Raw genomic sequence first — 24,837 nt, 5'->3', positions numbered from 1 at the left:
CAATTTCGCTGGCACTTGAAGCAGTAGTATCAACTAAAAGCAGGTCTCCGTAAGCATCATCGTTAGGATGGTGGTCAATTTTGATAAGAAAGTCGCCCTTACTATATCGGTCATCATCAATACGAGGAGTATTGGCGGTATCAGTAACGATAACAAGAGCTCCTTCATAATCCTGATCAGCTACTTCATCCATCTCAGCAATCCAAGATAGAGTTGGTTCATTGATACCCGTTGCAAGGACCTTTTTATCTGGAAAGTTTGTTTTCAAAATTTCCTTCAAACCTACCTGACTACCGATGGCATCAGGGTCTGGTCGTTGGTGGCGATGAATAATAATAGTGTCATAAGCTTTGATTTTTTCTAAAATAGCTTGAAATACAGTCATGAAAATCTCCTTGTGATTTTTTTCTATTATATCATGAATAGAAGCAAAAACGATTAGCCTAAACTAACCGTTACAAAGATTAAATCTCTTTATAATCAACATCAAGGCCACGCTGAACAGCTGGACGGTTGCTGATCTTATCAGCCCAAGCTTGAAGATGCTTGTATTCTTTAACGTTAAGGAAGATACCAGCCTTGTCCCAAATCTTATCCTGAGCAAGTCGGCCATACCAAGACCAGATTGCGATATCAGCGATAGTGTACTCATCTCCAACGATATAAGGTTTGGTTGCAAGTTCTTTATCAAGCAAGTCAAGTTGGCGTTTGGCTTCCATAGCAAAACGGTTGATGGCGTATTCGATTTTTTCAGGAGCGTAATGGAAGAAGTGACCAAAACCACCGCCTAGGAAAGGTGCAGCGCCTGTTTGCCAAAAGAGCCAGTTGAGAACTTCAGTACGTTTAGCGTGATCAGTTGGAATAAGTTTTCCAAACTTTTCAGCCAAGTAAAGGAGGATGTTAGCTGATTCAAAGACACGAACGGGTTGGTCTTCGGAATAGTCCATCATGGCAGGAATCTTTGAATTTGGATTGATAGCAACAAAGTCTGATCCAAACTGGTCACCATCACCAATCTTAATACGATAAGCATCATAACCTGCTTGAGTCACGCCGAGTTCTTTAAGTTCTTCTAACATGATAGTTGCCTTGATACCGTTTGGCGTCGGAAGAGTATAGAGTTGGAAAGGTTGATCGCCTTTTGGTAAGGTTTGTTCAAAACGGGTGCCAGCAGTCGGTTGGTTAATACCACCCCAGGCTCCTCCCATAGCAGCTGGATTTTCCCAAACTTCGGGTAAAATATAGTCAGACATGATAATTCTCCTTGTATCCTTGATAGTTACATCCTAACAAAATGCTAGTGGCATTTCAAGAATCTGCCACGTCTCATTAGCTCTAGCATCTTGACTTTTTTCTATGGAATGATAATATAGTAAAAATTAATTTTATTTGATTAACAAAAACAAAGATTGGGAGAGTAAAAAATTTGACAGCTATCGATTTTCATCACTTGGCTAAAACAGAATTACACTGCCATTTGGATGGTTCTTTGTCAATAGAGACCATTCGTCATCTTGCTAAATTAGCACAGATTGAACTGCCAGAAGATGACGAAGAGCTCAAACACCATGTGACAGCTCCACATACCTGTGAGAGTCTTCTAGATTATTTGGAGGCTTTCGATTACATTCGCCCACTGTTACAGACTAAGGAAGCTTTAACCCTTGCTGCCTATGATGTGGCTAAGCAGGCTGCTCTTGAGAATGTCATCTATATTGAAGTGCGTTTTGCACCTGAATTATCTATGGATAAGGGGCTTACTGTCGTTGAAACTATCCAAGCTGTTTGTCAAGGGTTACGTCAAGCTCAGGACGAATTCGGTATTGTGGCTAAGGTCTTGGTTTGTGGAATGCGTCAATCGGACCAAGATTTGACTTCTCGTATCCTTGATGAAGCCAATAAGGTTGAAGAGACTGATTTTGTTGGCTTTGATTTTGCTGGTGATGAGCATCATTATGGACCAAAGGCTATTGAATCTTTGATTGAACAAGTTCAGACTTACGACCGTCCTATGACTTTCCACGCAGGTGAATGTGGCTGCCCAGCCTTTCTAGCTCAGTCTATTGCAATGGGAATCAAGCGTAATGGACATGCGACTATCCTGGCTCAAGAGCCTGAACTTTTGGAAGAATTTGTAAAAAATGGTGTCACAGGTGAATTGTGTCTGACAAGTAATCTTCAGACCAAGGCAGCTGTGACTGTTGCTGATTTCCCTTACCTAAAAATGAAAGCAGCGGGGGCAAACATTACGATTAATACGGACAATCGTACCGTTTCTGATACAAACCTAACCAAAGAATACGAACTCTATCACAAGCATTTTAACACTTCTGTTCAAGATTTCTTTGTTCACAATAAGACAGCGATTGAGGCTTCCTTTGCTAGTAATGAAGAGAAAGAAGAACTTCTTGAAAAATTGACTCAGGCTTATTCATAAGAAATAAGGTTAAGATAAAGCAGATGTAAGAGCTAAACGAGTGTAGCTCAAACAGAATGACTAAGTGCTCTGTTAAAAAGGTTGGTACTGATTTTCTTATTTGAGTCAAGAATAAGAAGACAATGTGAATTTTTTCAAAAATTGTTCAGTATCAGGCCCTTTTGCGTCTCGAATTATGATAAAATAAGTACAAAATATATTTTAGAGGAGTCTGGTTTGGCACAGCTTTATTTTCGCTACGGCACCATGAATTCGGGAAAATCTATTGAAATTCTAAAGGTGGCCCATAATTATGAAGAACAGGGAAAACCAGTTGTGCTTATGACTAGTCGTCTGGATAATCGAGATGGTGTAGGTTATATTTCTAGCCGAATAGGTATGAAACGTAAGGCTTATCCAATTGGTAATGACACGGATATTTTTGGATACATTGCTGCTATGAATCCCCGTCCTTATTGTGTTTTGATTGATGAGGCTCAATTTCTGACTCGGGCAAATGTCTATGATTTGGCACGTATTGTTGACGAATTGGATATTCCCGTAATGGCATTTGGCTTAAAAAATGATTTTCAAAACAACCTGTTTGAGGGATCAAAGTATCTCTTGCTTTTATCTGACAAGATTGATGAAATAAAAACCATCTGTCATTACTGCTCTAGGAAGGCAACTATGGTTCTACGCATGGAAAATGGAGAGCCGGTTTATGAAGGGGCACAGGTTCAAATTGGAGGTCATGAGAGTTATATTTCCGTTTGTCGAAAGCACTGGTTTAACCCACCTCGCAAGAAAATAGTTCCTTTGAAAGAGGATTAAAAACGATTATCAGTTATACAAGGAGTAACAGTAACAAATGAACATTTATGATCAGTTGCAGGCGGTTGAAGACCGTTACGAGGAATTAGGAGAGCTACTTAGTGACCCTGAGGTTGTTTCGGATACTAAGCGTTTTATGGAATTGTCTCGTGAGGAGGCTAATACCCGTGAAACTGTAACCGTTTACCGTGAATACAAGCAAGTTATCCAAAACATCACAGATGCTGAGGAGATGATTAAGGAAGCAAGTGGTGATCCTGACTTGGAAGAAATGGCTAAGGAAGAACTCAAAGAATCCAAAGCCGCTAAAGAGGAGTACGAAGAACGTTTGAAAATTCTTCTCTTGCCAAAAGACCCTAATGATGACAAGAATATCATCCTTGAAATCCGTGGGGCTGCAGGTGGTGATGAAGCAGCTTTGTTTGCGGGAGACCTCTTAAATATGTACCAAAAATACGCTGAAACACAAGGTTGGCGCTTTGAGGTCATGGAAGCATCATATAATGGTGTTGGAGGTATCAAAGAAGTGGTTGCCATGGTTTCAGGACAATCAGTCTACTCTAAACTCAAATATGAATCGGGAGCGCACCGTGTACAACGTGTCCCTGTGACTGAGAGCCAAGGACGTGTCCATACTTCAACGGCAACTGTCTTGGTCATGCCAGAAGTTGAAGAAGTGGATTATGAAATTGATCCTAAAGACCTTCGTGTTGATATCTATCACGCTTCTGGTGCTGGTGGTCAGAACGTCAATAAGGTTGCGACTGCCGTTCGTATGGTCCATATTCCAACTGGCATTAAGGTTGAAATGCAAGAAGAACGTACGCAACAGAAAAACCGTGATAAAGCCATGAAGATTATCCGTGCCCGTGTGGCTGACCACTTCGCACAGATTGCTCAAGATGAACAAGATGCTGAACGTAAATCAACTGTTGGTACAGGAGACCGTTCAGAGCGTATCCGTACGTACAACTTCCCACAAAATCGTGTGACGGATCACCGTATTGGTTTGACCCTTCAAAAACTAGATACGATTTTAGCTGGTAAACTAGATGAAGTTGTTGATGCTTTGGTTCTTTACGATCAAACACAAAAATTGGAAGAGCTTAACAAATGATTTTAGCGGATGTCCTGGCTGACTATGAGAAGGAACTTGGGGCTGTTGGAGAAGAGCAGGAGGCTCTGTCCTTTGTCTATCGTGGTTTGAAACACTGGGATTTGACGCAATTTATTCTTCATCTACGACAAGAAGTTTCAGAGGAAGACGAAAAGCTTCTTTCTAGTATCTTTAATCAACTAAAAGCGCATAAACCTGCTCAGTATATCCTAGGTTTTGAAGATTTTCATGGCTTACGTTTTCAAGTTGATAAGCGTGTTTTGATTCCTCGTCCTGAAACTGAGGAATTAGTGGAGCTAATTTTGGCGGAAAACCCAAAGACAGAGCTTAAGGTTCTTGATATTGGAACAGGGAGTGGTGCTATTGCAGTGTCTCTGAAAGAGAGTTGTCCTCTTTGGCAAGTGACAGCCAGTGACTTGTCTGTGGATGCTTTAGAACTTGCTAGAGAAAATGCCAAGCTCAACCGAGTAGACATCAGTTTTATTCAATCGGATGTTTTTGAAAATATTTCTGGTAGTTTTGATATTATTGTGTCCAATCCTCCCTATATTTCTGAAAATGATAAGAACGAAGTTGGTTTAAATGTCTTGACTAGTGAGCCCAAGTTGGCTTTGTTTGCTGATGAAGATGGCCTTGCCATTTATAGACAGATTATTGAGAGGGCTGCTAAGCATCTAAGTCCTCAAGGAAAACTCTATTTTGAGATTGGCTATAAGCAGGGCAGTGATTTGAAGAAACTCTTGTCTCTACATTTTCCAGATAAGTGTGTGCGTGTCCTTAAGGACCAATTTGGGCAGGATAGAATGGTTGTGATCGATGATGGAAACTAACACGGATTTAAAAGCAATCTTGGCAAATGGAGGGGCAGTCGTCCTTCCCACAGAGACGGTTTATGGTCTTTTTGCTAGAGCTTTGGACGAGAAGGCGGTCAATCATGTCTATGAGCTGAAAAATCGTCCTAGGGATAAGGCTATGAATTTGAATGTCGCTTCTTATGAAGATATCTTGACCTATTCAAAAGAGCAACCCGACTATCTCAAAAAACTTTACGATGCTTTTTTGCCTGGACCTTTGACCATCATTTTAAAAGCTAATGGCCAAGTACCTAAGTGGATTAATTCGGGTTTGGCGACGGTTGGCTTTCGCTTGCCAAACCATCCCGTGACTAGAGAATTGATTCAAGCTGAAGGACCTCTGATTGGTCCATCCGCTAACAAGTCGGGGATGGCAAGTGGCCGTTATTTTGACCACATCAGAGCGCAGTTTGATTTTCAGGTGACAGGCTATCAAGATGATGATGCCCTGTTGGGCCTAGATTCGACGATTTTGGACCTGTCTGATACTCCAGCTAGAATACTTAGACAGGGAAAGATTACAAAAGATGACCTATTGGCAGCTCTACCAGAGTTGACCATAGAATAAATGACTAACAGAGACCCGGGAAAGTGTGAGAAAACTTTCAGTTGTGTATGGGTGAGTTGAGAAAAACCCATTAGACCAATAAATAGGAGATCTCAATGATTTTTGACAAAGAAGATTACAAAGCATTTGACCCTGAACTTTGGGAAGCCGTTGCCAAAGAAGAAGAACGCCAGCAGAACAATATTGAATTGATTGCTTCTGAAAATGTCGTTTCTAAGGCTGTTATGGCGGCTCAAGGAACACTTTTGACTAACAAATACGCTGAAGGCTATCCTGGTAAGCGTTACTACGGTGGTACAGATGTTATTGATGTGGTTGAAACCCTTGCTATTGAACGTGCTAAGAAACTTTTTGGTGCAAAATTTGCCAATGTACAACCTCACTCAGGTAGTCAGGCCAATGCTGCTGTTTACATGTCTTTGATTCAACCAGGTGACACTGTGATGGGTATGGATTTGTCAGCTGGTGGTCACTTGACACATGGTGCGCCAGTTAGTTTCTCTGGTAAGACTTATCACTTCGTTGCTTACAATGTTGATAAGGAAACTGAGCTTCTTGATTATGATGCTATCCTTGCTCAAGCAAAGGAAGTAAAACCAAAACTCATCGTTGCGGGGGCTTCAGCTTACTCACGTATCATTGATTTTGCTAAATTCCGTGAAATCGCTGATGCAGTAGGTGCTTATCTCATGGTAGATATGGCTCATATTGCTGGTCTTGTGGCATCAGGCCATCATCCAAGTCCAGTACCTTACGCACATGTGACAACCACAACAACTCACAAGACTCTCCGTGGTCCTCGTGGTGGATTGATCTTGACTAATGATGAAGACATTGCTAAGAAAATCAATTCTGCCGTCTTCCCTGGTTTGCAAGGTGGTCCTTTGGAACACGTTATTGCAGCTAAGGCTGTTGCCCTTAAAGAAGCACTTGATCCTGCCTTTAAGGAATACGGTGAAAATGTCATCAAGAACGCCGCAGCTATGGCAGATGTTTTCAATCAACACCCAGACTTCCGTGTCATTTCAGGCGGAACCAATAATCACCTCTTCTTGGTCGATGTGACTAAGGTTGTTGAAAATGGTAAGGTTGCTCAAAATGTTCTTGAAGAAGTGAATATTACCTTGAACAAAAATGGTATTCCTTATGAACAATTGTCACCATTCAAAACATCTGGTATTCGTGTAGGTAGCCCAGCTATTACAAGTCGTGGTATGGGTGAAGCTGAGAGCCGTAAGATTGCTGAGTTGATGATCCAAGCTTTGGAAAATCACGACAAACCAGAAGTTTTGGAACACATTCGTGGTGAAGTCAAAACACTTACAGATGCTTTTCCACTTTATTAAGGGATTATGTTAGATTTATATATTAAACGCATTATCATTCATCAGTTTTCGCCAAATGATACGGAGCTGGTATTGGCAGAAGCGCCTCTTGAAATAACACCACGTTTGGATGAGTATTTCCGGAAGAAACTGTCAAAAGTTTTCTCGGATGAGGCTAAACGTGGGTATTTCGAAGCAGAAAATGTTTTCATCAGTCATCTAGGGGATGATTTGATGGAAAGTTCTGTCAAAATTGCCCAACTTTGGAAGGAAGAATTTGTCATTTCTGAAGATCAAAAGACCAATGATTTGGTCTTTATTCAGTTTGACAAAGAAGGACAAGAGTATTTTGCATTCTTGCGCATTGCCCTAAAGGACAGTTTGATTCATTCTTTGGGAGATAGCCAGCATCCAATTCAATTGTCACAAAATAATCTGCCTTCTGCGGCTCAGACACCAGATGAAGCTTTGATAATTAACCGTAGCAGTAAGCAGTATTATCTGATTGAAAAGCGTATCAAACACAACGGTAGTTTTGCCAATTATTTCTCTGAAAATCTCTTGCAGGTCCAACCTGAACAGTCTGTCAAGAAGTCAATTAAGATGGTTGAAGACACGGCTCAAAAAATTGCTGAGAATTTTAATCAAGATGACTTTAACTTCCAAGGAAAAATGAAATCGGCTATTTTCAATAATTTGGAAGAAGACCAGGAATTGTCTCCTGAAAAATTGGCAGACCAGCTTTTTGATAATAATTTGACAGCTCGTTTGACCTTCGTTGATGAGCTTAAAGAGGCTATTCCTGAGCCTATTTCGGTCTCAGATATTGACCATTCTCGTCAAATTAAGAAATTAGAGAATCAAAAGCTATCGTTATCAAACGGAATTGAGTTAATTGTGCCTAATAACGTCTATCAGGATGCTAACAGTGTTGAGTTTATTCAAAATCCTGATGGCACCTATTCAATTCTCATCAAAAATATCGAGGATATCATCAATAAATAATATGTTTAAATGGATAAGACGTCTGGTGGTTCTTGTGCTAGTCCTCTTTCTAGGAATTCAAGCCTATCGTCTGCATGCCAATATACAACATGTCTTAGCTTATGAATCCATGGTTAAGGAAGTGTTGGCAGAGGATGATGTTGATAATACAACCAATGTAGATTTGGTCCTAGCAATGATTTACACAGAAACCAAGGGGAAGACAGATGACGTGATGCAGTCCAGTGAAAGTTCTTCAGGGGTTACTAACTCCATCAAAAATCGAAAAGAAAGTATTCGTCAGGGGGTGACAGTACTTTCAGAGAATCTGGAAGAGGCTGCCCACCATAAGGTGGATCCTTGGACAGCAGTGCAAGCCTATAATTTTGGTAAAGCCTATATTGATTATGTAGCTGATAATGGTGGAGTAAACACTGTTGAACTAGCAAAGGCCTATTCTAAAAATGTCGTTGCTCCAAGTCTTGGAAATACCAGTGGAAAGACCTACACCTATTACCAACCAGTTGCCATGTACTATGGTGGTGGAAAGCTTTATACAAATGGCGGAAATATTTATTACGCTAAGGAAGTACAGTTTAATCTCTTTTTGATGCGTATGTTCTCACGTCTCTAAGAGTGGCTACTTCATTTTTAAGGAAAGACCAATGAAAGCATTATTAGTTTATTTTAGGGGATATGTCAAAGACAGTATCCTGGGACCCGTGTTTAAATTAATCGAAGCCTGTTTTGAACTCCTCGTTCCGCTAGTGATTGCTGGAATTGTCGACACAACTATTCCGAATAAAGACCAAAATCATCTGTTTATGATGATTTTTCTCTTGTTTGGACTTGCCTTTGTTGGCGTTGTTGTTGCTGTTTCAGCTCAGTATTTTTCATCTCGAGCAGCAGTTGGCTATGCGCAAGGTTTGACTAATAATCTTTATGCCAAAATCATGCGATTATCAAAGGAAAAGCGTGATGAGATAGGAACTTCGAGTTTGGTGACACGCCTAACTGGTGACACTTTTCAGATTCAAACGGGGATTAATCAATTTTTACGACTCTTTTTGAGAGCTCCCATTATTGTGACAGGTGCTATTATTATGGCATTTCGGATTAGTCCACGCTTGACCCTCTGGTTCCTTGGTATGGTTCTAGTGTTGACGCTTATTATTGTGGTGGCAAGCCGTATCGTCAATCCCCTATATGCTAAAATTCGGGTGATTAATGAGTCAATTGTTACTAGTACTCGTCAGCAACTTGAAGGAATGAGGGTTATCCGAGCCTTCGGACAGAGTGAGCGTGAGTTAGATAACTTTACAACTGTCAATAAAGACTTGAAGACCTGGCAACTCAAAACCGGGGTCATAGCAAGTCTCATTAGTCCTTTGACTTTTTTGGTTGTTAATATGACCTTAATTGCCATTCTTTGGCAAGGAAATCTCCAGATTCAAGGTGGACTCTTGACGCAAGGAATGCTGATTGCCTTGGTTAATTACCTCTTGCAAATTTTGACGGAGCTCCTTAAATTAGCCATGATGTTAACTAATCTCAATCAAAGTTTTATATCTGCTAAACGTGTAGAAACTATTTTCAATCTTGAGGATGAGGACATTAAGGCACCTTTAACAATTAAGAAGGCTGATCAAGAAGCGTTAGTGCTTGCTATAGACCAGATGTCCTTTACCTATCCGACAGCTAGTCAGCCATCTCTTCAGGGGAGTAACCTTAGACTGACCGAAGGAGAGTCTCTAGGCATTATTGGAGGTACAGGTTCGGGTAAATCGACCTTGGTCAACTTAATCATGAACTTATATCAACCTCAGCTTGGCAGCTTAACCATCTTTAATAATCAAGCATCACCAAAAAATCTAAAGGAATGGCGTTCTTGGGTGGCCTATGTCCCTCAAAAAGCTGAGTTATTTAGGGGAACCATTCGTTCTAATCTGACCCTGGGACTTAAGCATGAACCTAGCGACCAGGAACTATGGCATGCGCTTAACATGGCTCAAGCTGCTGACTTTGTTCGAGATAAGGAACTTGGTTTAGATGAGCCAGTCGAGTCATTTGGCCGTAATTTTTCTGGTGGTCAACGTCAGCGTCTGACTATTGCGCGTGCTTTGATGAGACCAGCACCTTTTTTGATTTTGGATGATTCAACCTCAGCATTGGATTATTTGACTGAGAGTCGACTATTAGCAGCCATAAGAGAAAATCTTACATCAACCAGCTTGATCATTATTTCGCAAAGAACCAATAGTTTAAAAGCTGTCGATCAGATTTTGGTTCTTGATAAGGGCCATCAACTTGGTCTGGGTAATCATGAAGAATTGCTTGCCACTAACAAACTTTATCAAGATATTCATTATTCTCAGCATCAAAAGGAGGCTGCTGATGAAAGCTAGAAATAATAAGTCAACGCTTAGACGTCTCGGTCGAGACATCTTAAGTCAGCGCTCTCTCTTAGTCATAGCGACAGTTGGTACTATTATTCAGGTTGCTTTAACGGTTTATTTACCTATTTTGATTGGTGATGCAGTGGATGCTGTTCTCAAAAAGAATGCTGTCCTTCTAATATCACGTTTAATATGGCAAATGCTTGCGGTTATCGTAGCTAATAGTGCTATCCAGTGGCTAAATCCTTTGATTTATAACCGTTTGATATATTCTTACAGCGAGAGTTTGCGTGAGAGGGTTATGATGAAAATTCATGCCCTGCCTCTCAGTTACCTTGATCGTCAAGGAACTGGAGATATGGTTAGTCGTGTGACGACTGATAGTGACCAACTGAACAACGGACTTCTCATGGTTTTTAACCAATTTTTCGTTGGTCTCTTAACCATTTTTGTCATTATCATTACCATGGCTCGCTTAGATTGGTTCATGATGCTTCTGGTTCTGGTGATGACCCCTTTATCTGTCCTTGTCGCTCGCTTCATTGCCAGAAAAAGTTATCAACTTTATCGACATCAGACCAAGTGGCGAGGGATGCAGACCCAGCTGATTGAGGAAAGTCTTACCCAAGAAGCTCTGGTCCAAAGTCTAAATGCCCAAAGTCAGATGGTCCGAAACTTTAGAGAAGTTAATGGTAAGTATGCTGCTTATTCAAGGGGGGCAATCTTTTATTCATCAGCGGTCAATCCGGCCACTCGCTTTGTCAATAGCCTTATTTATGCGCTGATTGCAGGTGTCGGAGCTTACCGTATCATGTCAGGTGGTGCTTTTACAGTCGGCCAATTAACAACCTTTCTCAACTATGTCACGCAATACACAAAACCTTTCAATGATATTTCATCAGTCCTTTCAGAGCTTCAAAGTGCTCTTGCCTGTGCTGATCGTCTCTATATGATTTTGGATGAAAATGAAATCCCAGAAACGGGTCATTTGGTTTTGGAAGAGGAAGACGTGCAGGGACAATTTCAATTTAACCATATTCAATTTGGTTACTTACCAAACAAATCTCTTATCAAGGATTTGAACATTGATATTCCTGCTGCAAGTACTGTTGCAATCGTTGGTCCGACAGGTGCAGGTAAATCAACCCTTATCAATCTCTTGATGCGCTTTTATGATTTAGACAAGGGCCAATTGCGACTGGACGGCAGATCGATTACAGATTACACTCGAGAGAGTCTTCGTAAGCAGATTGGTATGGTGTTACAAGAGACCTGGCTTGAAGTTGGAACTATCCATGATAATATCGCCTACGGCAACCCCAAAGCTAGCCGAGAGGAAGTTATAGCTGCAGCTAAAGCCGCAAATGCTGACTTCTTTATTAATCAGTTACCTCAAGGCTATGACACTTATCTAAGTGATGCGGGTCAATCTCTTTCTCAAGGGCAACGTCAGCTACTGACGATCGCTCGTATATTTGTTAATTTGCCTAAGATTCTTATCTTAGATGAAGCTACCTCAAGTATTGATACCCGTACGGAGCTTCTCATTCAGGAAGCGTTCGCTAAACTAATGAAGGGCCGAACGAGTTTCATCATTGCCCACAGACTCTCAACCATTGAAAATGCCGATCTTATTTTAGTCATGAATAATGGGGATATTGTTGAGTACGGAACTCATCATCAACTAATGCAAGCTAAGGGTATGTATTATCAAATGCAGACAGCCCAAAAGACACAAAACAGTTAAAACAGAGCTTTTTTAGCTCTGTTTTTAAGATATTTAGGTATTAGTTTGTGCAAAAATAACTAGTGATGAAATTGAATAATTTTTCCTTTTTTATTGGAAATAATAAGAATAAGATGGTAAACTAGAGTGGATATTATATAAAAAGAAGGTATCGAAAATTAGAATGTTAAAAAACAAAAATGTCCTTGTTTTTTGGGGACAAACCTTGCTTTATTTCATCATTTTTATGGCTCTAATATATCTCTACAATTACCTGGGACAAGGTCAAGGTAATTTTATCTATAACGAATTCTAGGAAGAATAATGACGAACACAAAAATTAAAGATATGCTTGAAACGATTGAGCAATTTGCTCAATCTCAACCAGACTTTCCTGTTTACAATATTCTTGGGGAAGTCCATACTTACGGTGACCTAAAGGCTGATTCAGACAGCCTAGCTGCTAAGATTGATAGTCTTGATATTCCAGAAAAATCACCAGTTGTGGTTTATGGTGGTCAAGAGTATGAGATGTTGGCAACCTTCGTTGCTCTAACTAAATCTGGTCATGCCTATATTCCAATTGATAGTCACTCAGCTCTTGAGCGTGTGACAGCTATTGTTGAAGTGGCCGAGCCGAGTCTGATTATTGCTATTAACGATTTCCCACTAGAGGATATTAAAGCGCCAATTGTGACTCTAGATCAAGTGAAGGCAAGCTTCGCTAACAAATCTAGTTATGAAGTGACCCATCCTGTTAAAGGTGATGATACTTATTACATCATCTTTACATCTGGAACGACGGGTAAACCTAAAGGCGTACAGATTTCGCACGATAATCTCCTTAGTTTCACCAACTGGATGATTACGGACAAGGAGTTTGCGACTCCAAAACGCCCACAAATGCTGGCCCAACCACCTTACTCATTTGACTTATCAGTGATGTATTGGGCGCCGACTTTGGCACTTGGAGGTACACTCTATGCGCTTCCTTCAGCTATTACTCAGGACTTCAAAAAGCTCTTTGAAACGATTTTCTCACTTCCGATTGCTATTTGGACCTCAACACCATCCTTTGCTGATATGGCCATGTTGTCTGAAGATTTCAATGCAGAGAAGATGCCAGAGATTACGCATTTCTATTTCGATGGAGAAGAGTTAACCGTTAAAACTGCTCAAAAGCTTCGCCAACGTTTCCCAGAAGCACGTATTATCAATGCTTATGGTCCAACAGAAGCAACCGTAGCCTTGTCGGCTGTAGCAGTAACTGATGAAATGTTAGCTAATCTTAAACGCCTGCCAATTGGTTATACCAAGGAAGATTCACCGACTTATATTATCGATGAGGACGGAAATATCCTTCCAAATGGTCAACAGGGTGAAATTATTGTATCAGGTCCAGCAGTTTCAAAAGGTTACATGAACAATCCTGAAAAGACTGCGGAAGCCTTCTTCGAGTTTAATGGACTTCCTGCCTACCATACTGGTGATGTGGGTACTATGACTGATGAGGGTCTCCTTCTTTACGGAGGACGTATGGACTTCCAGATTAAGTTCAATGGTTTCCGTATTGAGTTAGAGGATGTTTCACAAAACCTTAACAAGTCTAAGTACATCGATTCAGCAGTAGCTGTACCGCGTTACAATAAGGACCATAAGGTTCAGAATCTCTTGGCTTATGTCATTCTTAAGGATGGCGTTCGTGAGCAGTTTGAGCGTGATATTGATATTACCAAGGCGATCAAGGCTGACTTGGAAGACATCATGATGTCTTACATGATGCCAACTAAGTTCCTCTATCGTGAGAGCCTGCCTTTGACACCAAATGGGAAGATTGATATCAAGGGGCTTATCAGTGAGGTCAACAACCGATGATAGACTTCTTGAAACAGCTTCCTCATTTAGAGGCCTATGGTAATCCTTTCTATTTCATCTATCTTGGACTAGCTTTATTACCGATTTTTGTAGGACTCTTCTTTAAAAAGCGTTTTGCGATTTACGAATGTTTGGTTAGTTTAGCTTTCATTGTTTTAGCCTTGACGGGTACCCATGCGAGTCAACTATTAGCCTTGCTTTTCTATATCGTATGGCAAATCATTTGGGTTTATTCTTACAAGCGTTACCGCAGTCGAAAGGATAATAAGTGGGTCTTTTACCTGCACTCCTTTCTTGTGGTTCTACCTTTAGTTTTTGTTAAGGTTGAGCCAGCTATTAATGGTAACCAGTCGCTTTTTAACTTCCTTGGTATTTCTTACCTCACTTTCCGTGCAGTAGGTATGATTATCGAGATGCGTGATGGGCTGCTTAAAGAGTTCACACTAGGAGAATTTCTCCGATTCATGCTCTTTATGCCGACCTTCACAAGTGGTCCTATTGATCGCTTCAAACGCTTTAATGATGACTATCAAGCTATTCCTGAGCGTGATGAGCTGTTGAACATGTTAGAGCAAGCTGTAAAGTATATTATGCTTGGTTTTCTCTATAAGTTTGTTTTGGCTCAGATTTTTGGAAGTATGCTTTTACCACCATTAAAAGCACAAGCCTTGAGCCAGGGCGGTATCTTTAATCTACCAACGCTTGGTGTCATGTATGTTTATGGGTTTGATCTCTTCTTTGATTTTGCGGGCTACTCTATGTTTGCCCTCGCAGCATCTAATCTCATGGGGATTAAGAGCCCAATAAACTTTGACAAGCCTTTCATTTCACGTGATTTGAAAGAATTTTGGAACCGTTGGCATATGAGTTTGTCTTTCTGGTTCCGTGACTTTGTCTTTATGCGTATGGTTATGGTTTTGATGAGGAATAAGGTTTTTAAAAATCGTAATACCACATCAAACGTGGCCTATGTTCTCAATATGCTGGTAATGGGATTCTGGCATGGGGTTACCTGGTACTATATTGCCTACGGTATTTTCCATGGTATCGGTCTCGGTATTAACGATGCTTGGTTACGTAAAAAGAAAACTATTAATAAAGAACGTAAAAAAGCAGGTCTTGAGCCTCTTCCTGATAACAAATGGACAAAGGCTTTAGGAATCTTTATCACATTTAACACTGTTATGTTGTCATTCTTGATTTTCTCAGGATTCTTGAATGAACTTTGGTTCACTAAAAAATAAGTAAAGGAAATATAAAAATGGATGTAAAATCACAAGTTATTGAAATTATTGATGAGCTTTTCATGGAAGATGTTTCTGACATGATGGATGAAGATCTCTTCGACGCTGGTGTCCTTGATTCAATGGGGACTGTTGAACTTATTGTTGAATTGGAATCACGTTTCGATATTCGTGTGCCAGTTTCAGAATTTGGTCGTGATGACTGGAACACTGCCAATAAGATTGTTGAAGGGGTAACGGAGCTTCGCAATGCTTAAGCGTTTATGGCGGATTTTTGGTCCAGTAATTTGTGCTCTTGTCTTAGTAGTAGTGGTTATTTATTGCTATCCACAAGGCAGAAAACATAATTATCAGACTGATAAACGTAATGCAGTGACACTGACGACAGCTAACTTTAAGAGTCGTATTAATAAGACAAATGCCCTTTCCAATAAAGAACATCGTTTTGTACCTTTCTTTGGTTCTAGTGAGTGGTTACGTTTTGATGCCCTTCATCCAGCAGTTTTAGCTGAAAAATACGATCGTAACTATCGTCCATATTTTATTGGACAACGTGGTGCCGCCTCTTTAAACCAGTATCTTGGGATGCAACAAATGCTTCCTGAACTCAAAAATGGTACAGCTGTTTACGTCTTGTCTCCTCAATGGTTCACTAAGAAGGGTTACAATTCAGCAGCCTTTCAACAGTTCTTCAGTAATGATCAGCTCAGTAGTTTCTTGAATCAAAATGAAACTGATGAGAATTCAGAGTATGCTGCAAAGCGTATCTTAGAGATGAAGCCTGAGATTGCGATGAAGTCTCAACTTACTAAGGTCGCGAAAGGTCAAGAACTAAACGCTTTTGATAAGACTTATGTACAATTCTTGGCTGAGCTTAATAAACGTGAAGACGCCTTATTTAGTCCATTTGCAGCACCAAATAATGCCAATTACGATAAAAAAGTTCTTCCCTATTTAAAAGAATTGCCTGATGAATTTTCTTATGAAGCCCTTGATCAAGTTGCAGTAAGAGATGCGGAAGAACATACGAAATCAAATAGCTTTGGTATTGATGATCGTTTCTATAAGAAACGCTTGTCTAAAAAAATTGGCAAGCTTAAAGGCTTCCAAGAACACCTTTCTTATGAAGTTTCACAAGAATACGGTGACCTACAATTGGTTCTCAATCAATTTGCTAAATTAAAAACTAATGTTATCTTTGTCATTCCACCAGTCAATAGTAAGTGGATGGCCTATACAGGACTTAACCAGGAAATGTATGATGCAACAGTTTTGAAGATTCGTTATCAATTGGAAAGTCAAGGTTTTACCAATATTGCTGACTTCTCAAAAGATGGAGATCAAGCTTACTTTATGCAAGATACCATTCATATGGGCTGGAAAGGTTGGGTAGCCTTTGATAAGGCTGTTGATCCTTTTGTAAGTAATCCAACACCTGCCCCAAGTTATCACTTGAATGATCGTTTTTATAGCAAGGATTGGGCAAACTACACAGCCAACCCAAATGAATTCAAGTAATATTGTTTAACAAAAAGAGGCCTGGAGAAGGCCTTTTTGTTATGGGTAAAAATCATTTTGACTTCAACTTACAGTCTGTTAACTCATTGTACGAGCATATAAGTAATAAAAAGTGACAGATTTAAAATGATTTTACTGGTGCAATACATTCATATTTGGATTTCATACGAAGGCTTCAGAACATCCTATTTTTAAGCTATAGCAAGTTTGTAAGGATATATTGATTTCATTCTAAATCTTTACTAAGCTATGATTTAATGAATCAATTTATACTATGCGATGGACAGAATAGTGAACAAATAAAAAGGATTGGAGGTAATTAGAAACGTCCAATCCTTTTTGAGATTTAGCTAAATAGTTTATGCTAATTCTTTTTTGTAAGGGCCTTTCGAATGAAATCTGCTGGTATAATCAATACAGCAATCAGAAGAGCAACGATATAGTGATGAATATCCATTGGAACAGTACTAAATACTTTTCCACCGAATTGGATAATCAAGGTTTGAACAACAGCGATAGAAATCATTACAATTGAGAATTTCTTGTTTTCGCTGATATGTTCAAACACATTGAATCCATTACTACGTGTATTAAGCGAGTTGAAAATGACGGCATAGATAAATACAGTAAATGTAAATGTTGTTACCATTTCAAAGTTTCCAGTTCCATTTGTGATAAAGTCTTGGATACCACCAACATTTTTGAGAATTGCCAAACATACGACAGTAATGAAGACACTAGCTACACCGATAGCAGACTTCATATAGCCAGTAAGAATATTTGCTTTCTTAGCAACTGGTTTTTCGTTCATATAACGATCTAGCGTAGGCTCTTCACCAAAGGCAAGGGCAGCAAGTGTATCCATGATAAGGTTAATCCACAGAATTTGGATAATTGTAAATGGCTCTTTGAGACCTAAAAGTGGTGAGAGAAGTGACATGGCAATAGTCGTCACGTTAACGGTTAACTGGAAGATAATAAATTTACTTACTGACTTACTCATGGTGCGTCCATAGAGGACAGCTTTTTCAATCGAAGTCAATGAATTATTCAAGATAACGATATCTGAGGCTTCTCGTGCGACTTCAGTACCGTCACCCATTGAGAAGCCGACATCAGCTGATTTGAGGGCAGGTGAGTCGTTAACTCCATCTCCTGTCATACCAGCGACCATATCAAGGTCCTGAGCAGCTTCAATAAGGCGTTTTTTATCCATTGGAAGAGCACGGCTAACAACTTTCAAGAAAGGTAATTTTTGCTTAAGTTCTTGATCTGAAAGGGCAGTGAGTTCATCATGAGTTAGAACAAGGTCGTTTTCTCCAGTAACAATACCAGCCTCCTTAGCAATGGCAACGGCAGTTTCCTTACGGTCACCAGTTACCATAACGACTTGAACACCTGCACGGTTCATGGTTTCAACAGTTTGTTTAATTGAAGAACGGACATTATCACGGATACATACGATACCAATCAAGACTTTATCATTACCATTTGTATTAAGGATAGCAAGCAAACGCATTGAACGGTTCGCTTGTTCCAAAGATAATTCTTGGAAACGAGCTTTAATATCATCTGTAAAGTTTTGCTTATGTCCATCTTTATCAAGATAGTAGTAACAGTCATTTAGGATAAATTCTGGTGCACCCTTGATGTAGGTTTTTCCGTCATTAGTCGTCACACTTGCAAATTTTGTTGCTGAGTTGAATTGTTGCTTCTCAGTAATAGAGTTGGTATCAAAATTAAGGCTATCACGTCCAATAAGGAAGTCAAGAAGTGCACGGTCTGTAGCATTACTACCAACAGCATTGCCATCTGCTATCATAGCATCGTTATTAAGACCGATACCATTAATCATTTCTGCTTTAAGGCTATCTGACATTGTGTCAAAATCTGTAGCATCAGTTTCACCAGTTGCTGCATAGAGTGTTCCATCAGCAAGGAAAAAGTCAACTACAGATAGTTTACCTTCAGTGATAGTACCAGTCTTATCACTGAAGAGGATATTCATGTATCCAGCTGTTTCAATGGTATCAGGATGGCGAACCAGGATATTTTGAGCCAAAAGTCGACCTGAGTTCATAGAAGAAACAAGGGCCAACATCATTGGAAGTCCTTCTGGAACAGCCATGATGATGATAGTAACCGCAAAGAGAATTGTTTCAATGATAAGAAGGAAAATTGAACCACCATTGAGGTTATTAGCCTTATTGAGGGCAATAAAGCCTAATACAAGGTTGATAACGGAATAGGCACCACCGGCACTATAACCAAGGACACCGATGTTTCCGGCAAGTTGATTAAGCTTTTCTTTAGAAGGAGAATCTTTACTGTCTTCTTGAAGAGAGGTATTAATACCTCCTAAGACTGTATTGTCACCAATTTGTGTAGCCTCCATAACAGCTTCACCAGAAGTCACAACAGTTCCACGGAAGACTTTGAGCTCTGTAAAGAGGTCTGAAGAATCTGGTTCTTCTTGATCACCAAGAGGAAGTTTTTTAGCATCCTCGCTCTCACCATTAAGGACAGCTTGGTTTACTTTTAACTCACCTTCCAGGATGATACCGTCCACTGGAACCTTGTCCCCTGATTGAAGGAGGATTTGATCTCCTTTTACAATATTATCCACGAGAACCTCTTTAAGTTTACCATCACGATAAACCTTAGCATTAGTTTTTGAAGCCTCTTCCTGAAGGGTATTAAATTTTTGCTCGTTACGGTATTGTGAAATGGCTGAAAATCCTGTAGACATCAAAATGGCGAAAATTAGGGAGATAGCCTCATACCAATTAGCTTCACCAATAGTAGGGAAAATCATTCCAACAAAGTTGAAGATAATTTTTAATCCTAAGGCAGCCAAGAGGATAAGAATCCATTGATCTTGGAAGGCTTCGATAAAGATTGAGAGAAGCGAGTTAGCTTCTTTGCTAGAGAGTCTATTATCGCCATGGGTGTTTTTACTTGCTTGAACTTCAGCAGAAGTCAAGCCTTTAAAATTTTTCATTTAAGGTTTTTGTCCTTTCTAAAACTGTTCCTGAGCTTTAAGTTTCAGGATTGCGTTATTTGTCATTAAAGGAATCATAGCTTTAATGACTGCTATCTAGTATTATACTGCATTTAAACTGAAATGGTTAATTATTCAATAGAAGAAATAGTAATAAAACTTAATCGCTAGCAGTGACGGAATGGTAGAAAACACAAAGTGGTCCTTTAAAGCTCAGGTTAACCTCTAATACTTAATTCATACAATCCTCTCACAGCATTACAAGCATAGATAGCTTGAGCTTGTTTTAGGTCATCTAAAGTTAATACCTTTTCTTTAACTTCTTTTTGAGCTATCAGGTGCTGTCTGTAAATCCCATTTAGGATACCAAGTTGCACAGGAGGTGTGTAAAGTTGGTTATTAATTTTGACAACGAGGTTACCGATAGAGGTTTCTAGGAGTTGCCCCTCATGGTTATAGTAGATTTGCTCATGAGGTCCAATACTAAGGTGAGGTCGGTAACTTGTTTTAAAGAAGGTATAGGGGCTATCCAAAGGATGCAATTGCTCTACTAATCTTGCTTGGCAAAAACTATCGGACAAGTCTATTAGTGGAGAATGGTCAAACTTTAGTTCACCGTCTTTTGAAAGAGAGAATTTAAGACGATAGTCTGTGTCAACATCAAAAGACTGACACAGGGATTCTACTTGATAGTGAGCTTCTTCCTTCTTAAAAGGAAAATCAAAGTAGCGGCTGGCCTCTTGTAAGCGATTAAGGTGCTCCTCTATAAAGAGTAATCTTCCTTGATGGACCAGACCAGTTGAAATGAGATCAAATTTAGGATTCTGACGATATAAAACAGCTGCTTTTTGCTTGGTTTCTTCATATTCATCTGCCCAATTGCTATCCCAGGTAATGCCTCCCCCGACACCATAGATAGCTTTTGTTCCCTGCATTTGAAGGGTTCGGATTGCAACATTAAAAATCGTCGGTCCCTGAGGTGGTAAAATACCGATAGCCCCACAATAAACACCACGCGCCTGTTTTTCTACCGCTGAGATAATAGACATAGTAGCTATTTTGGGTGCTCCAGTGATTGATCCACAAGGGAAAAGTGCTTGAAAGACATCACTTAGATTCCTATTTTCTAAGAGCTGTGTTTCAATCGTAGAAGTCATTTGCCAAACTGTAGAGTATTGTTCAACGTGACAAAGGCTTTTGACCTTTTCACTACCTATTTTTGAGATACGGTTCATATCATTGCGTAGGAGATCAACAATCATCATATTTTCTGAACGATTTTTTTGATCATGCGCAAGCCACTGAGCCTGTTTGAGGTCAGTGGCAGTTGTTAAACCGCGATTGGTCGTGCCTTTCATAGGACGTGTGGTTAGTGTATCGCCCTCTTTCTTAAAGAAAAGCTCTGGACTTATTGAAATAATAGAAAGGTCATCATGTTGAATAAAGGCGTTGTAGTGAGCATTCTGCTCGACAACAAGCCGGTTATAGATGGCAAAAGGGTCTGCAGTTAGGTCTTGTTGCAATTGAACAGTATAGTTGACCTGGTAGGTATCTCCTTGTCGGATATGATGATGTATTTTCTGGATAGCTTCCTTATATTCAGAAGCTGAAGTTAGCTCCTTCCATGAATCCGGTAGAGAAACTGGCTCATACGATAATGGAAGAGGTTCCGTTTGAACGGTTTCATGAATGGTGAAATAGAGGAGATATTCAGACATTAAGGGTCCATTCAAAACCTCAAACTTAGGTTCAAAGGCCGCAGACGCTTCGTAGGAAAGGTAGCCCACTGCATAATAGCCTTCTTTTTGATAGGCCTCTACTTGGGCTAGAAGTGGTTTAACTTCATTAATATCTTTGGTTTTTAATTCTTTGAGAGGATTTTTAAAGACTTGTCTCAGCCCAAAATCTTTAAAATCAATAACAGTTTTCTTATGCATAGTTAGAGTATAACATAAGAAGTTTGTCTCTGGTTATTTTTCATGTTTTAAATCTTATTCTCAAAATTTTAACCAAAGATGAACTTTTCAGATAGTTTTACATATGTTATAATGAAAGGAGTAAAAGAAGATTTTAGAGGGAATTATGACTGAAAAAAATAAATTTGAGAAAGGTAGCAGCAACCTTTCAAATAAAAAAACAAAAAAAGGCAATTCTTGGAAACACCAGATGTATGAACTTGAAATTGCCATTGCCAAAGAGTCTAATAACAAAAAGAGAGATGAACTGATTAAAATTCATAATGGCTATATGAATGAATATGACAGTTTAAAGAAACAAATCATTTGGTTAGCCGTTTTGGGAATTTGTTTCCTACTTGTACTAGCAGTTTTTGGTTATTTTATTTGGAATAGTTATAATAGTGAAAATATGTCTTATACATCATCTTGGATTCAAGAGAGAGTGATAGAATCTATTAGGAGTTAGTCATTATAGGTCTGGCTTTCTCTATTAATACAGCAATAAGGAGAAAGGTAAGACTTAAGCTATCAGGTACAGCAACAAGAATCTCTAGACAAATGTCTAGGGATTTTTTGCTACCATACCTATAGTTATTAGCTATAATAATATCTAAGCAGAAGGAGATAACAGAAAGGACAAATCCCTTAGTTTATAGGTTATAGCTAAAAACTATATATAGAGAAAACTAATACCAATTATACAGAAAGCTATTTCTTTGGTAAGATTAATGCAACAACAAAGAGGAGGACACAAGATGTCAACTACTATCATTGGTTTCCCACGTTTGGGTGAATTCCGCGAATTAAAATTTACAACAGAAAAATACTTTAGAAAAGAAATTACAGCAGATGAACTCTTGGCTGCAGCTAAAGACTTGCGTGCTAAGCATTGGAATATTGTCAAAGAAAAAGGTATTACTGAGATTCCTTCAAATGACTTTTCTCACTATGATAATTTCCTTGATGCGGCTTTCTTATTCAACGTTGTGCCTGCATCTGTTCAAAACTTGGATTTAACAGAATTGGAACAATATTTTGCTTTGGCGCGTGGTTACCAAGGTGAAAAAGGGGATGTACGTGCCCTTCCGATGAAAAAATGGTTCAATACTAACTACCATTACATCGTTCCTAAATTTGAAAAAACAACAGAAGTTAAACTTGCTGGTCACAAGATTTTTGATGAGTACCAAGAAGCAAAAGAATTGGGTATCAACACTCGTCCAGTTGTTGTTGGACCATTCACTTTCCTTCAATTATCTGACTTTGAAGATGGTGTAAAAGCTGAAGACTTCGTTGATAGTTTTGTAGCTGCCTACCAAGAAGTTTTTGCTAAATTGACTGAACTTGGTGCGACTCGTATCCAACTTGATGAACCAGCACTTGTTAAAGATTTGACAGCTGATGAAAAAGCACTCTTCTTGAATCTTTACAATAAACTCTTGGCTGACAAGAAAGGCCTTGAAGTCTTGATTCAAACCTACTTTGGTGATGTTCGTGATGTCTATAATGATCTCGTGAACTTGCCAGTTGACGGTATTGGTCTTGACTTTGTCGAAGGTAAGAAGACACTTGAACTTGTTAAAGGTGGTTTCCCAGCTGACAAGACTCTCTATGCTGGTATTGTTAATGGTAAAAATATCTGGCGTAATAACTATGAAAAGAGCTTGGAAATCTTGGATCAAGTTCCAGCTGAAAATGTTGTCTTGACGACTTCATGTTCTCTTCTTCATGTACCATTTACAACTGCTAATGAAGACTTTGAACCAGCCATTTTGAATCACTTTGCTTTTGCCGTTGAAAAATTGGAAGAACTTCGTGATTTGGATGCTATCCGCAATGGTCAAGGTGCTGAAGCACTTGCTGCTAACAAAGAGCTCTTTGCTACTGAACGTATTGGTGAAAACGCTGAACTTCGTGCTCGTATTGCAGGCTTGACAGAAGCAGATTACACACGTTTGCCAGCTTTTGCAGAACGTGAAGCTATTCAAAAAGATGATTTCAAACTTCCATTGCTTCCAACAACAACTATCGGTTCATTCCCTCAAACTAAGGAAGTGCGTTCTAAACGTTTGGCTTTCCGTAAGCATGAATTGTCACAAGAAGATTACGATGCTTTCCTTGCACAAGAAATCGATGAATGGATTAAGTGGCAAGAAGAAGTTGGATTTGATGTTCTTGTCCATGGTGAATTTGAACGTAACGACATGGTTGAGTACTTCGGTCAAAACTTGTCTGGTTACCTCTTCTCTAAAAATGGTTGGGTGCAATCATATGGTATGCGTGGGGTTAAACCACCAATCATCTGGGGTGATGTCACTCGTCTTAACCCAATCACTGTTAAATGGTCTAGCTATGCACAAAGCCGTACAGACAAGCCTGTTAAGGGTATGTTGACTGGACCTGTTACTATCCTTAACTGGTCATTCCCACGTGAAGACATCTCTATCAAGGATTCTACTCTTCAAATCGCCCTTGCTATTAAGGATGAAGTTCTTGACCTTGAAGCAGCAGGCGTTAAAATTATCCAAATCGATGAAGCTGCACTTCGTGAAAAATTGCCACTCCGTCGCAGTGACTGGTACGAAGACTACCTTGACTGGGCTATTCCAGCCTTCCGTTTGGTACACTCAACAGTAGCACCAGACACACAAATCCACACTCACATGTGTTACTCAGAATTTACAGATATTATCCCAGCTATCGATAACTTAGATGCAGATGTTATCTCATTTGAAGCTAGCCGTTCAAACCTTGAAATCTTGGATGAGCTTAAAGCGAAAAACTTCCAAACAGAAGTTGGACCTGGGGTTTACGATATCCACTCACCACGTGTCCCTAAAGACGGTGAAATTGATCACACAATTGAAGCAATCTTGGCTAAAGTTCCAAGTAGCAAAGTATGGATCAATCCAGACTGTGGTTTGAAAACTCGTGGTATCAAAGAAACTAAAGAAAGTTTGATTAAGCTCGTAGCAGCCGCAAAAGCAGCTCGTGAAAACTTGTAATTAACATTATAATACC

21 protein-coding genes are annotated in these 24,837 nt (G+C 39.5%); 17 read left to right on the top strand and 4 right to left on the bottom strand.

Annotated features, from left to right (window positions below; translation table 11 throughout):
* Both HMPREF0848_RS04215 and yghU read right to left on the bottom strand, forming a co-directional pair.
* A partial coding sequence (locus HMPREF0848_RS04215) for a DHH family phosphoesterase (protein ID WP_008534853.1) occupies window positions 1-385 on the bottom strand: 385 nt, incomplete at its 3' end.
* Window positions 386-464: 79 nt separating this feature from the next.
* A complete protein-coding gene (gene yghU / locus HMPREF0848_RS04210; RefSeq protein ID WP_008534852.1) occupies window positions 465-1,253 on the bottom strand; it encodes a glutathione-dependent disulfide-bond oxidoreductase in 789 nt (262 codons plus the stop codon).
* 173 nt (window positions 1,254-1,426) lie between these two features.
* Between yghU and add the strand changes: the two genes are divergently transcribed.
* The 15 genes from add (at window position 1,427) to dltD (ending at window position 16,857) form a co-directional block, all read left to right on the top strand.
* Entirely contained in the window at window positions 1,427-2,437 is a 1,011-nt protein-coding gene (gene add, locus HMPREF0848_RS04205) for an adenosine deaminase (protein WP_008534851.1), read from the top strand.
* Between the two features lie 216 nt (window positions 2,438-2,653).
* Window positions 2,654-3,250 (top strand): thymidine kinase, encoded by a 597-nt coding sequence (locus HMPREF0848_RS04200; RefSeq protein WP_008534850.1) that lies wholly within the window; start codon window positions 2,654-2,656, stop codon window positions 3,248-3,250.
* Between the two features lie 37 nt (window positions 3,251-3,287).
* The gene (gene prfA, locus HMPREF0848_RS04195; protein WP_002887844.1) at window positions 3,288-4,367 is read left to right on the top strand and encodes a peptide chain release factor 1; all 1,080 of its coding nucleotides are present in this window, start codon (window positions 3,288-3,290) and stop codon (window positions 4,365-4,367) included.
* Entirely contained in the window at window positions 4,364-5,197 is an 834-nt protein-coding gene (gene prmC / locus HMPREF0848_RS04190) for a peptide chain release factor N(5)-glutamine methyltransferase (protein WP_008534849.1), read from the top strand. The genes prfA and prmC overlap by 4 nt, the downstream gene beginning before the upstream one ends.
* On the top strand, window positions 5,184-5,789 hold the full coding sequence (locus HMPREF0848_RS04185; RefSeq protein WP_008534847.1) for an L-threonylcarbamoyladenylate synthase: 606 nt from the start codon (window positions 5,184-5,186) through the stop codon (window positions 5,787-5,789). The genes prmC and HMPREF0848_RS04185 overlap by 14 nt, the downstream gene beginning before the upstream one ends.
* 95 nt (window positions 5,790-5,884) lie before the next feature.
* Window positions 5,885-7,135: a serine hydroxymethyltransferase gene (gene glyA, locus HMPREF0848_RS04180; protein ID WP_008534845.1), complete on the top strand. Its 1,251-nt coding sequence runs from the start codon at window positions 5,885-5,887 to the stop codon at window positions 7,133-7,135.
* Window positions 7,136-7,141: 6 nt separating this feature from the next.
* Window positions 7,142-8,119, top strand: a complete 978-nt coding sequence (locus HMPREF0848_RS04175) for a nucleoid-associated protein (RefSeq protein ID WP_037608920.1) — start codon at window positions 7,142-7,144, stop codon at window positions 8,117-8,119.
* A 1-nt stretch (window position 8,120) separates the two neighbouring features.
* Window positions 8,121-8,732, top strand: coding sequence for a lysozyme family protein (locus tag HMPREF0848_RS04170; protein WP_037608918.1), 612 nt, complete (start codon window positions 8,121-8,123; stop codon window positions 8,730-8,732).
* A 31-nt stretch (window positions 8,733-8,763) separates the two neighbouring features.
* Complete coding sequence (locus HMPREF0848_RS04165; protein WP_008534840.1) at window positions 8,764-10,503, top strand: ABC transporter ATP-binding protein; 1,740 nt, start codon at window positions 8,764-8,766, stop codon at window positions 10,501-10,503.
* Window positions 10,493-12,241: an ABC transporter ATP-binding protein gene (locus tag HMPREF0848_RS04160; protein ID WP_008534839.1), complete on the top strand. Its 1,749-nt coding sequence runs from the start codon at window positions 10,493-10,495 to the stop codon at window positions 12,239-12,241. The genes HMPREF0848_RS04165 and HMPREF0848_RS04160 overlap by 11 nt, the downstream gene beginning before the upstream one ends.
* A 163-nt stretch (window positions 12,242-12,404) precedes the next feature.
* Window positions 12,405-12,536: a teichoic acid D-Ala incorporation-associated protein DltX gene (locus HMPREF0848_RS04155; RefSeq protein WP_021145197.1), complete on the top strand. Its 132-nt coding sequence runs from the start codon at window positions 12,405-12,407 to the stop codon at window positions 12,534-12,536.
* Window positions 12,537-12,544: 8 nt separating this feature from the next.
* On the top strand, window positions 12,545-14,095 hold the full coding sequence (gene dltA, locus HMPREF0848_RS04150) for a D-alanine--poly(phosphoribitol) ligase subunit DltA (RefSeq protein WP_008534838.1): 1,551 nt from the start codon (window positions 12,545-12,547) through the stop codon (window positions 14,093-14,095).
* Window positions 14,092-15,339, top strand: coding sequence for a D-alanyl-lipoteichoic acid biosynthesis protein DltB (dltB, locus tag HMPREF0848_RS04145; protein ID WP_008534837.1), 1,248 nt, complete (start codon window positions 14,092-14,094; stop codon window positions 15,337-15,339). The genes dltA and dltB overlap by 4 nt, the downstream gene beginning before the upstream one ends.
* 17 nt (window positions 15,340-15,356) lie before the next feature.
* Window positions 15,357-15,596: a D-alanine--poly(phosphoribitol) ligase subunit DltC gene (gene dltC, locus HMPREF0848_RS04140; protein ID WP_002887828.1), complete on the top strand. Its 240-nt coding sequence runs from the start codon at window positions 15,357-15,359 to the stop codon at window positions 15,594-15,596.
* A complete protein-coding gene (gene dltD, locus HMPREF0848_RS04135; protein ID WP_008534836.1) occupies window positions 15,589-16,857 on the top strand; it encodes a D-alanyl-lipoteichoic acid biosynthesis protein DltD in 1,269 nt (422 codons plus the stop codon). Before dltC ends, dltD begins: the two co-directional genes overlap by 8 nt.
* Window positions 16,858-17,221: 364 nt before the next feature.
* Here the strand turns inward: dltD and HMPREF0848_RS04130 are convergent, their stop codons facing one another.
* Together HMPREF0848_RS04130 and pabB are read right to left on the bottom strand one after the other, a co-directional pair.
* Window positions 17,222-19,858 carry a calcium-translocating P-type ATPase, PMCA-type gene (locus HMPREF0848_RS04130; protein ID WP_008534835.1) on the bottom strand — a complete coding sequence of 879 codons (2,637 nt, stop codon included), beginning with the start codon at window positions 19,856-19,858 and terminating at the stop codon, window positions 17,222-17,224.
* A 218-nt stretch (window positions 19,859-20,076) separates the two neighbouring features.
* Entirely contained in the window at window positions 20,077-21,795 is a 1,719-nt protein-coding gene (pabB, locus tag HMPREF0848_RS04125; RefSeq protein ID WP_008534834.1) for an aminodeoxychorismate synthase component I, read from the bottom strand.
* A gap of 145 nt (window positions 21,796-21,940) precedes the next feature.
* On the opposite strand from pabB, the gene HMPREF0848_RS04120 reads away from it, so the two are divergent.
* Together HMPREF0848_RS04120 and metE are read left to right on the top strand one after the other, a co-directional pair.
* Window positions 21,941-22,282 carry a hypothetical protein gene (locus tag HMPREF0848_RS04120; RefSeq protein ID WP_008534833.1) on the top strand — a complete coding sequence of 114 codons (342 nt, stop codon included), beginning with the start codon at window positions 21,941-21,943 and terminating at the stop codon, window positions 22,280-22,282.
* A 289-nt stretch (window positions 22,283-22,571) separates the two neighbouring features.
* The gene (metE, locus tag HMPREF0848_RS04115; protein ID WP_008534832.1) at window positions 22,572-24,821 is read left to right on the top strand and encodes a 5-methyltetrahydropteroyltriglutamate--homocysteine S-methyltransferase; all 2,250 of its coding nucleotides are present in this window, start codon (window positions 22,572-22,574) and stop codon (window positions 24,819-24,821) included.
* Window positions 24,822-24,837: the final 16 nt, after the last annotated feature.

Source organism: Streptococcus sp. C150 (genome assembly GCF_000187445.1).
In the GTDB taxonomy this organism is placed as follows: domain Bacteria; phylum Bacillota; class Bacilli; order Lactobacillales; family Streptococcaceae; genus Streptococcus; species Streptococcus raffinosi.
This window is presented reverse-complemented; position numbering and strand designations above follow the sequence as displayed.

Bases quoted from the DNA above. Each gene is read 5' to 3' on its own strand.
- yghU (WP_008534852.1), bottom strand. From the start codon at position 1,253: ATGTCTGACTATATTTTACCCGAAGTTTGGGAAAATCCAGCTGCTATG.
- prfA (WP_002887844.1), top strand. From the start codon at position 3,288: ATGAACATTTATGATCAGTTGCAGGCGGTTGAAGACCGTTACGAGGAA.
- prmC (WP_008534849.1), top strand. From the start codon at position 4,364: ATGATTTTAGCGGATGTCCTGGCTGACTATGAGAAGGAACTTGGGGCT.
- HMPREF0848_RS04185 (WP_008534847.1), top strand. From the start codon at position 5,184: ATGATGGAAACTAACACGGATTTAAAAGCAATCTTGGCAAATGGAGGG.
- glyA (WP_008534845.1), top strand. From the start codon at position 5,885: ATGATTTTTGACAAAGAAGATTACAAAGCATTTGACCCTGAACTTTGG.
- HMPREF0848_RS04175 (WP_037608920.1), top strand. From the start codon at position 7,142: ATGTTAGATTTATATATTAAACGCATTATCATTCATCAGTTTTCGCCA.
- HMPREF0848_RS04170 (WP_037608918.1), top strand. From the start codon at position 8,121: ATGTTTAAATGGATAAGACGTCTGGTGGTTCTTGTGCTAGTCCTCTTT.
- HMPREF0848_RS04165 (WP_008534840.1), top strand. From the start codon at position 8,764: ATGAAAGCATTATTAGTTTATTTTAGGGGATATGTCAAAGACAGTATC.
- HMPREF0848_RS04160 (WP_008534839.1), top strand. From the start codon at position 10,493: ATGAAAGCTAGAAATAATAAGTCAACGCTTAGACGTCTCGGTCGAGAC.
- HMPREF0848_RS04155 (WP_021145197.1), top strand. From the start codon at position 12,405: ATGTTAAAAAACAAAAATGTCCTTGTTTTTTGGGGACAAACCTTGCTT.
- dltA (WP_008534838.1), top strand. From the start codon at position 12,545: ATGACGAACACAAAAATTAAAGATATGCTTGAAACGATTGAGCAATTT.
- dltB (WP_008534837.1), top strand. From the start codon at position 14,092: ATGATAGACTTCTTGAAACAGCTTCCTCATTTAGAGGCCTATGGTAAT.
- dltC (WP_002887828.1), top strand. From the start codon at position 15,357: ATGGATGTAAAATCACAAGTTATTGAAATTATTGATGAGCTTTTCATG.
- dltD (WP_008534836.1), top strand. From the start codon at position 15,589: ATGCTTAAGCGTTTATGGCGGATTTTTGGTCCAGTAATTTGTGCTCTT.
- HMPREF0848_RS04130 (WP_008534835.1), bottom strand. From the start codon at position 19,858: ATGAAAAATTTTAAAGGCTTGACTTCTGCTGAAGTTCAAGCAAGTAAA.
- pabB (WP_008534834.1), bottom strand. From the start codon at position 21,795: ATGCATAAGAAAACTGTTATTGATTTTAAAGATTTTGGGCTGAGACAA.
- HMPREF0848_RS04120 (WP_008534833.1), top strand. From the start codon at position 21,941: ATGACTGAAAAAAATAAATTTGAGAAAGGTAGCAGCAACCTTTCAAAT.
- metE (WP_008534832.1), top strand. From the start codon at position 22,572: ATGTCAACTACTATCATTGGTTTCCCACGTTTGGGTGAATTCCGCGAA.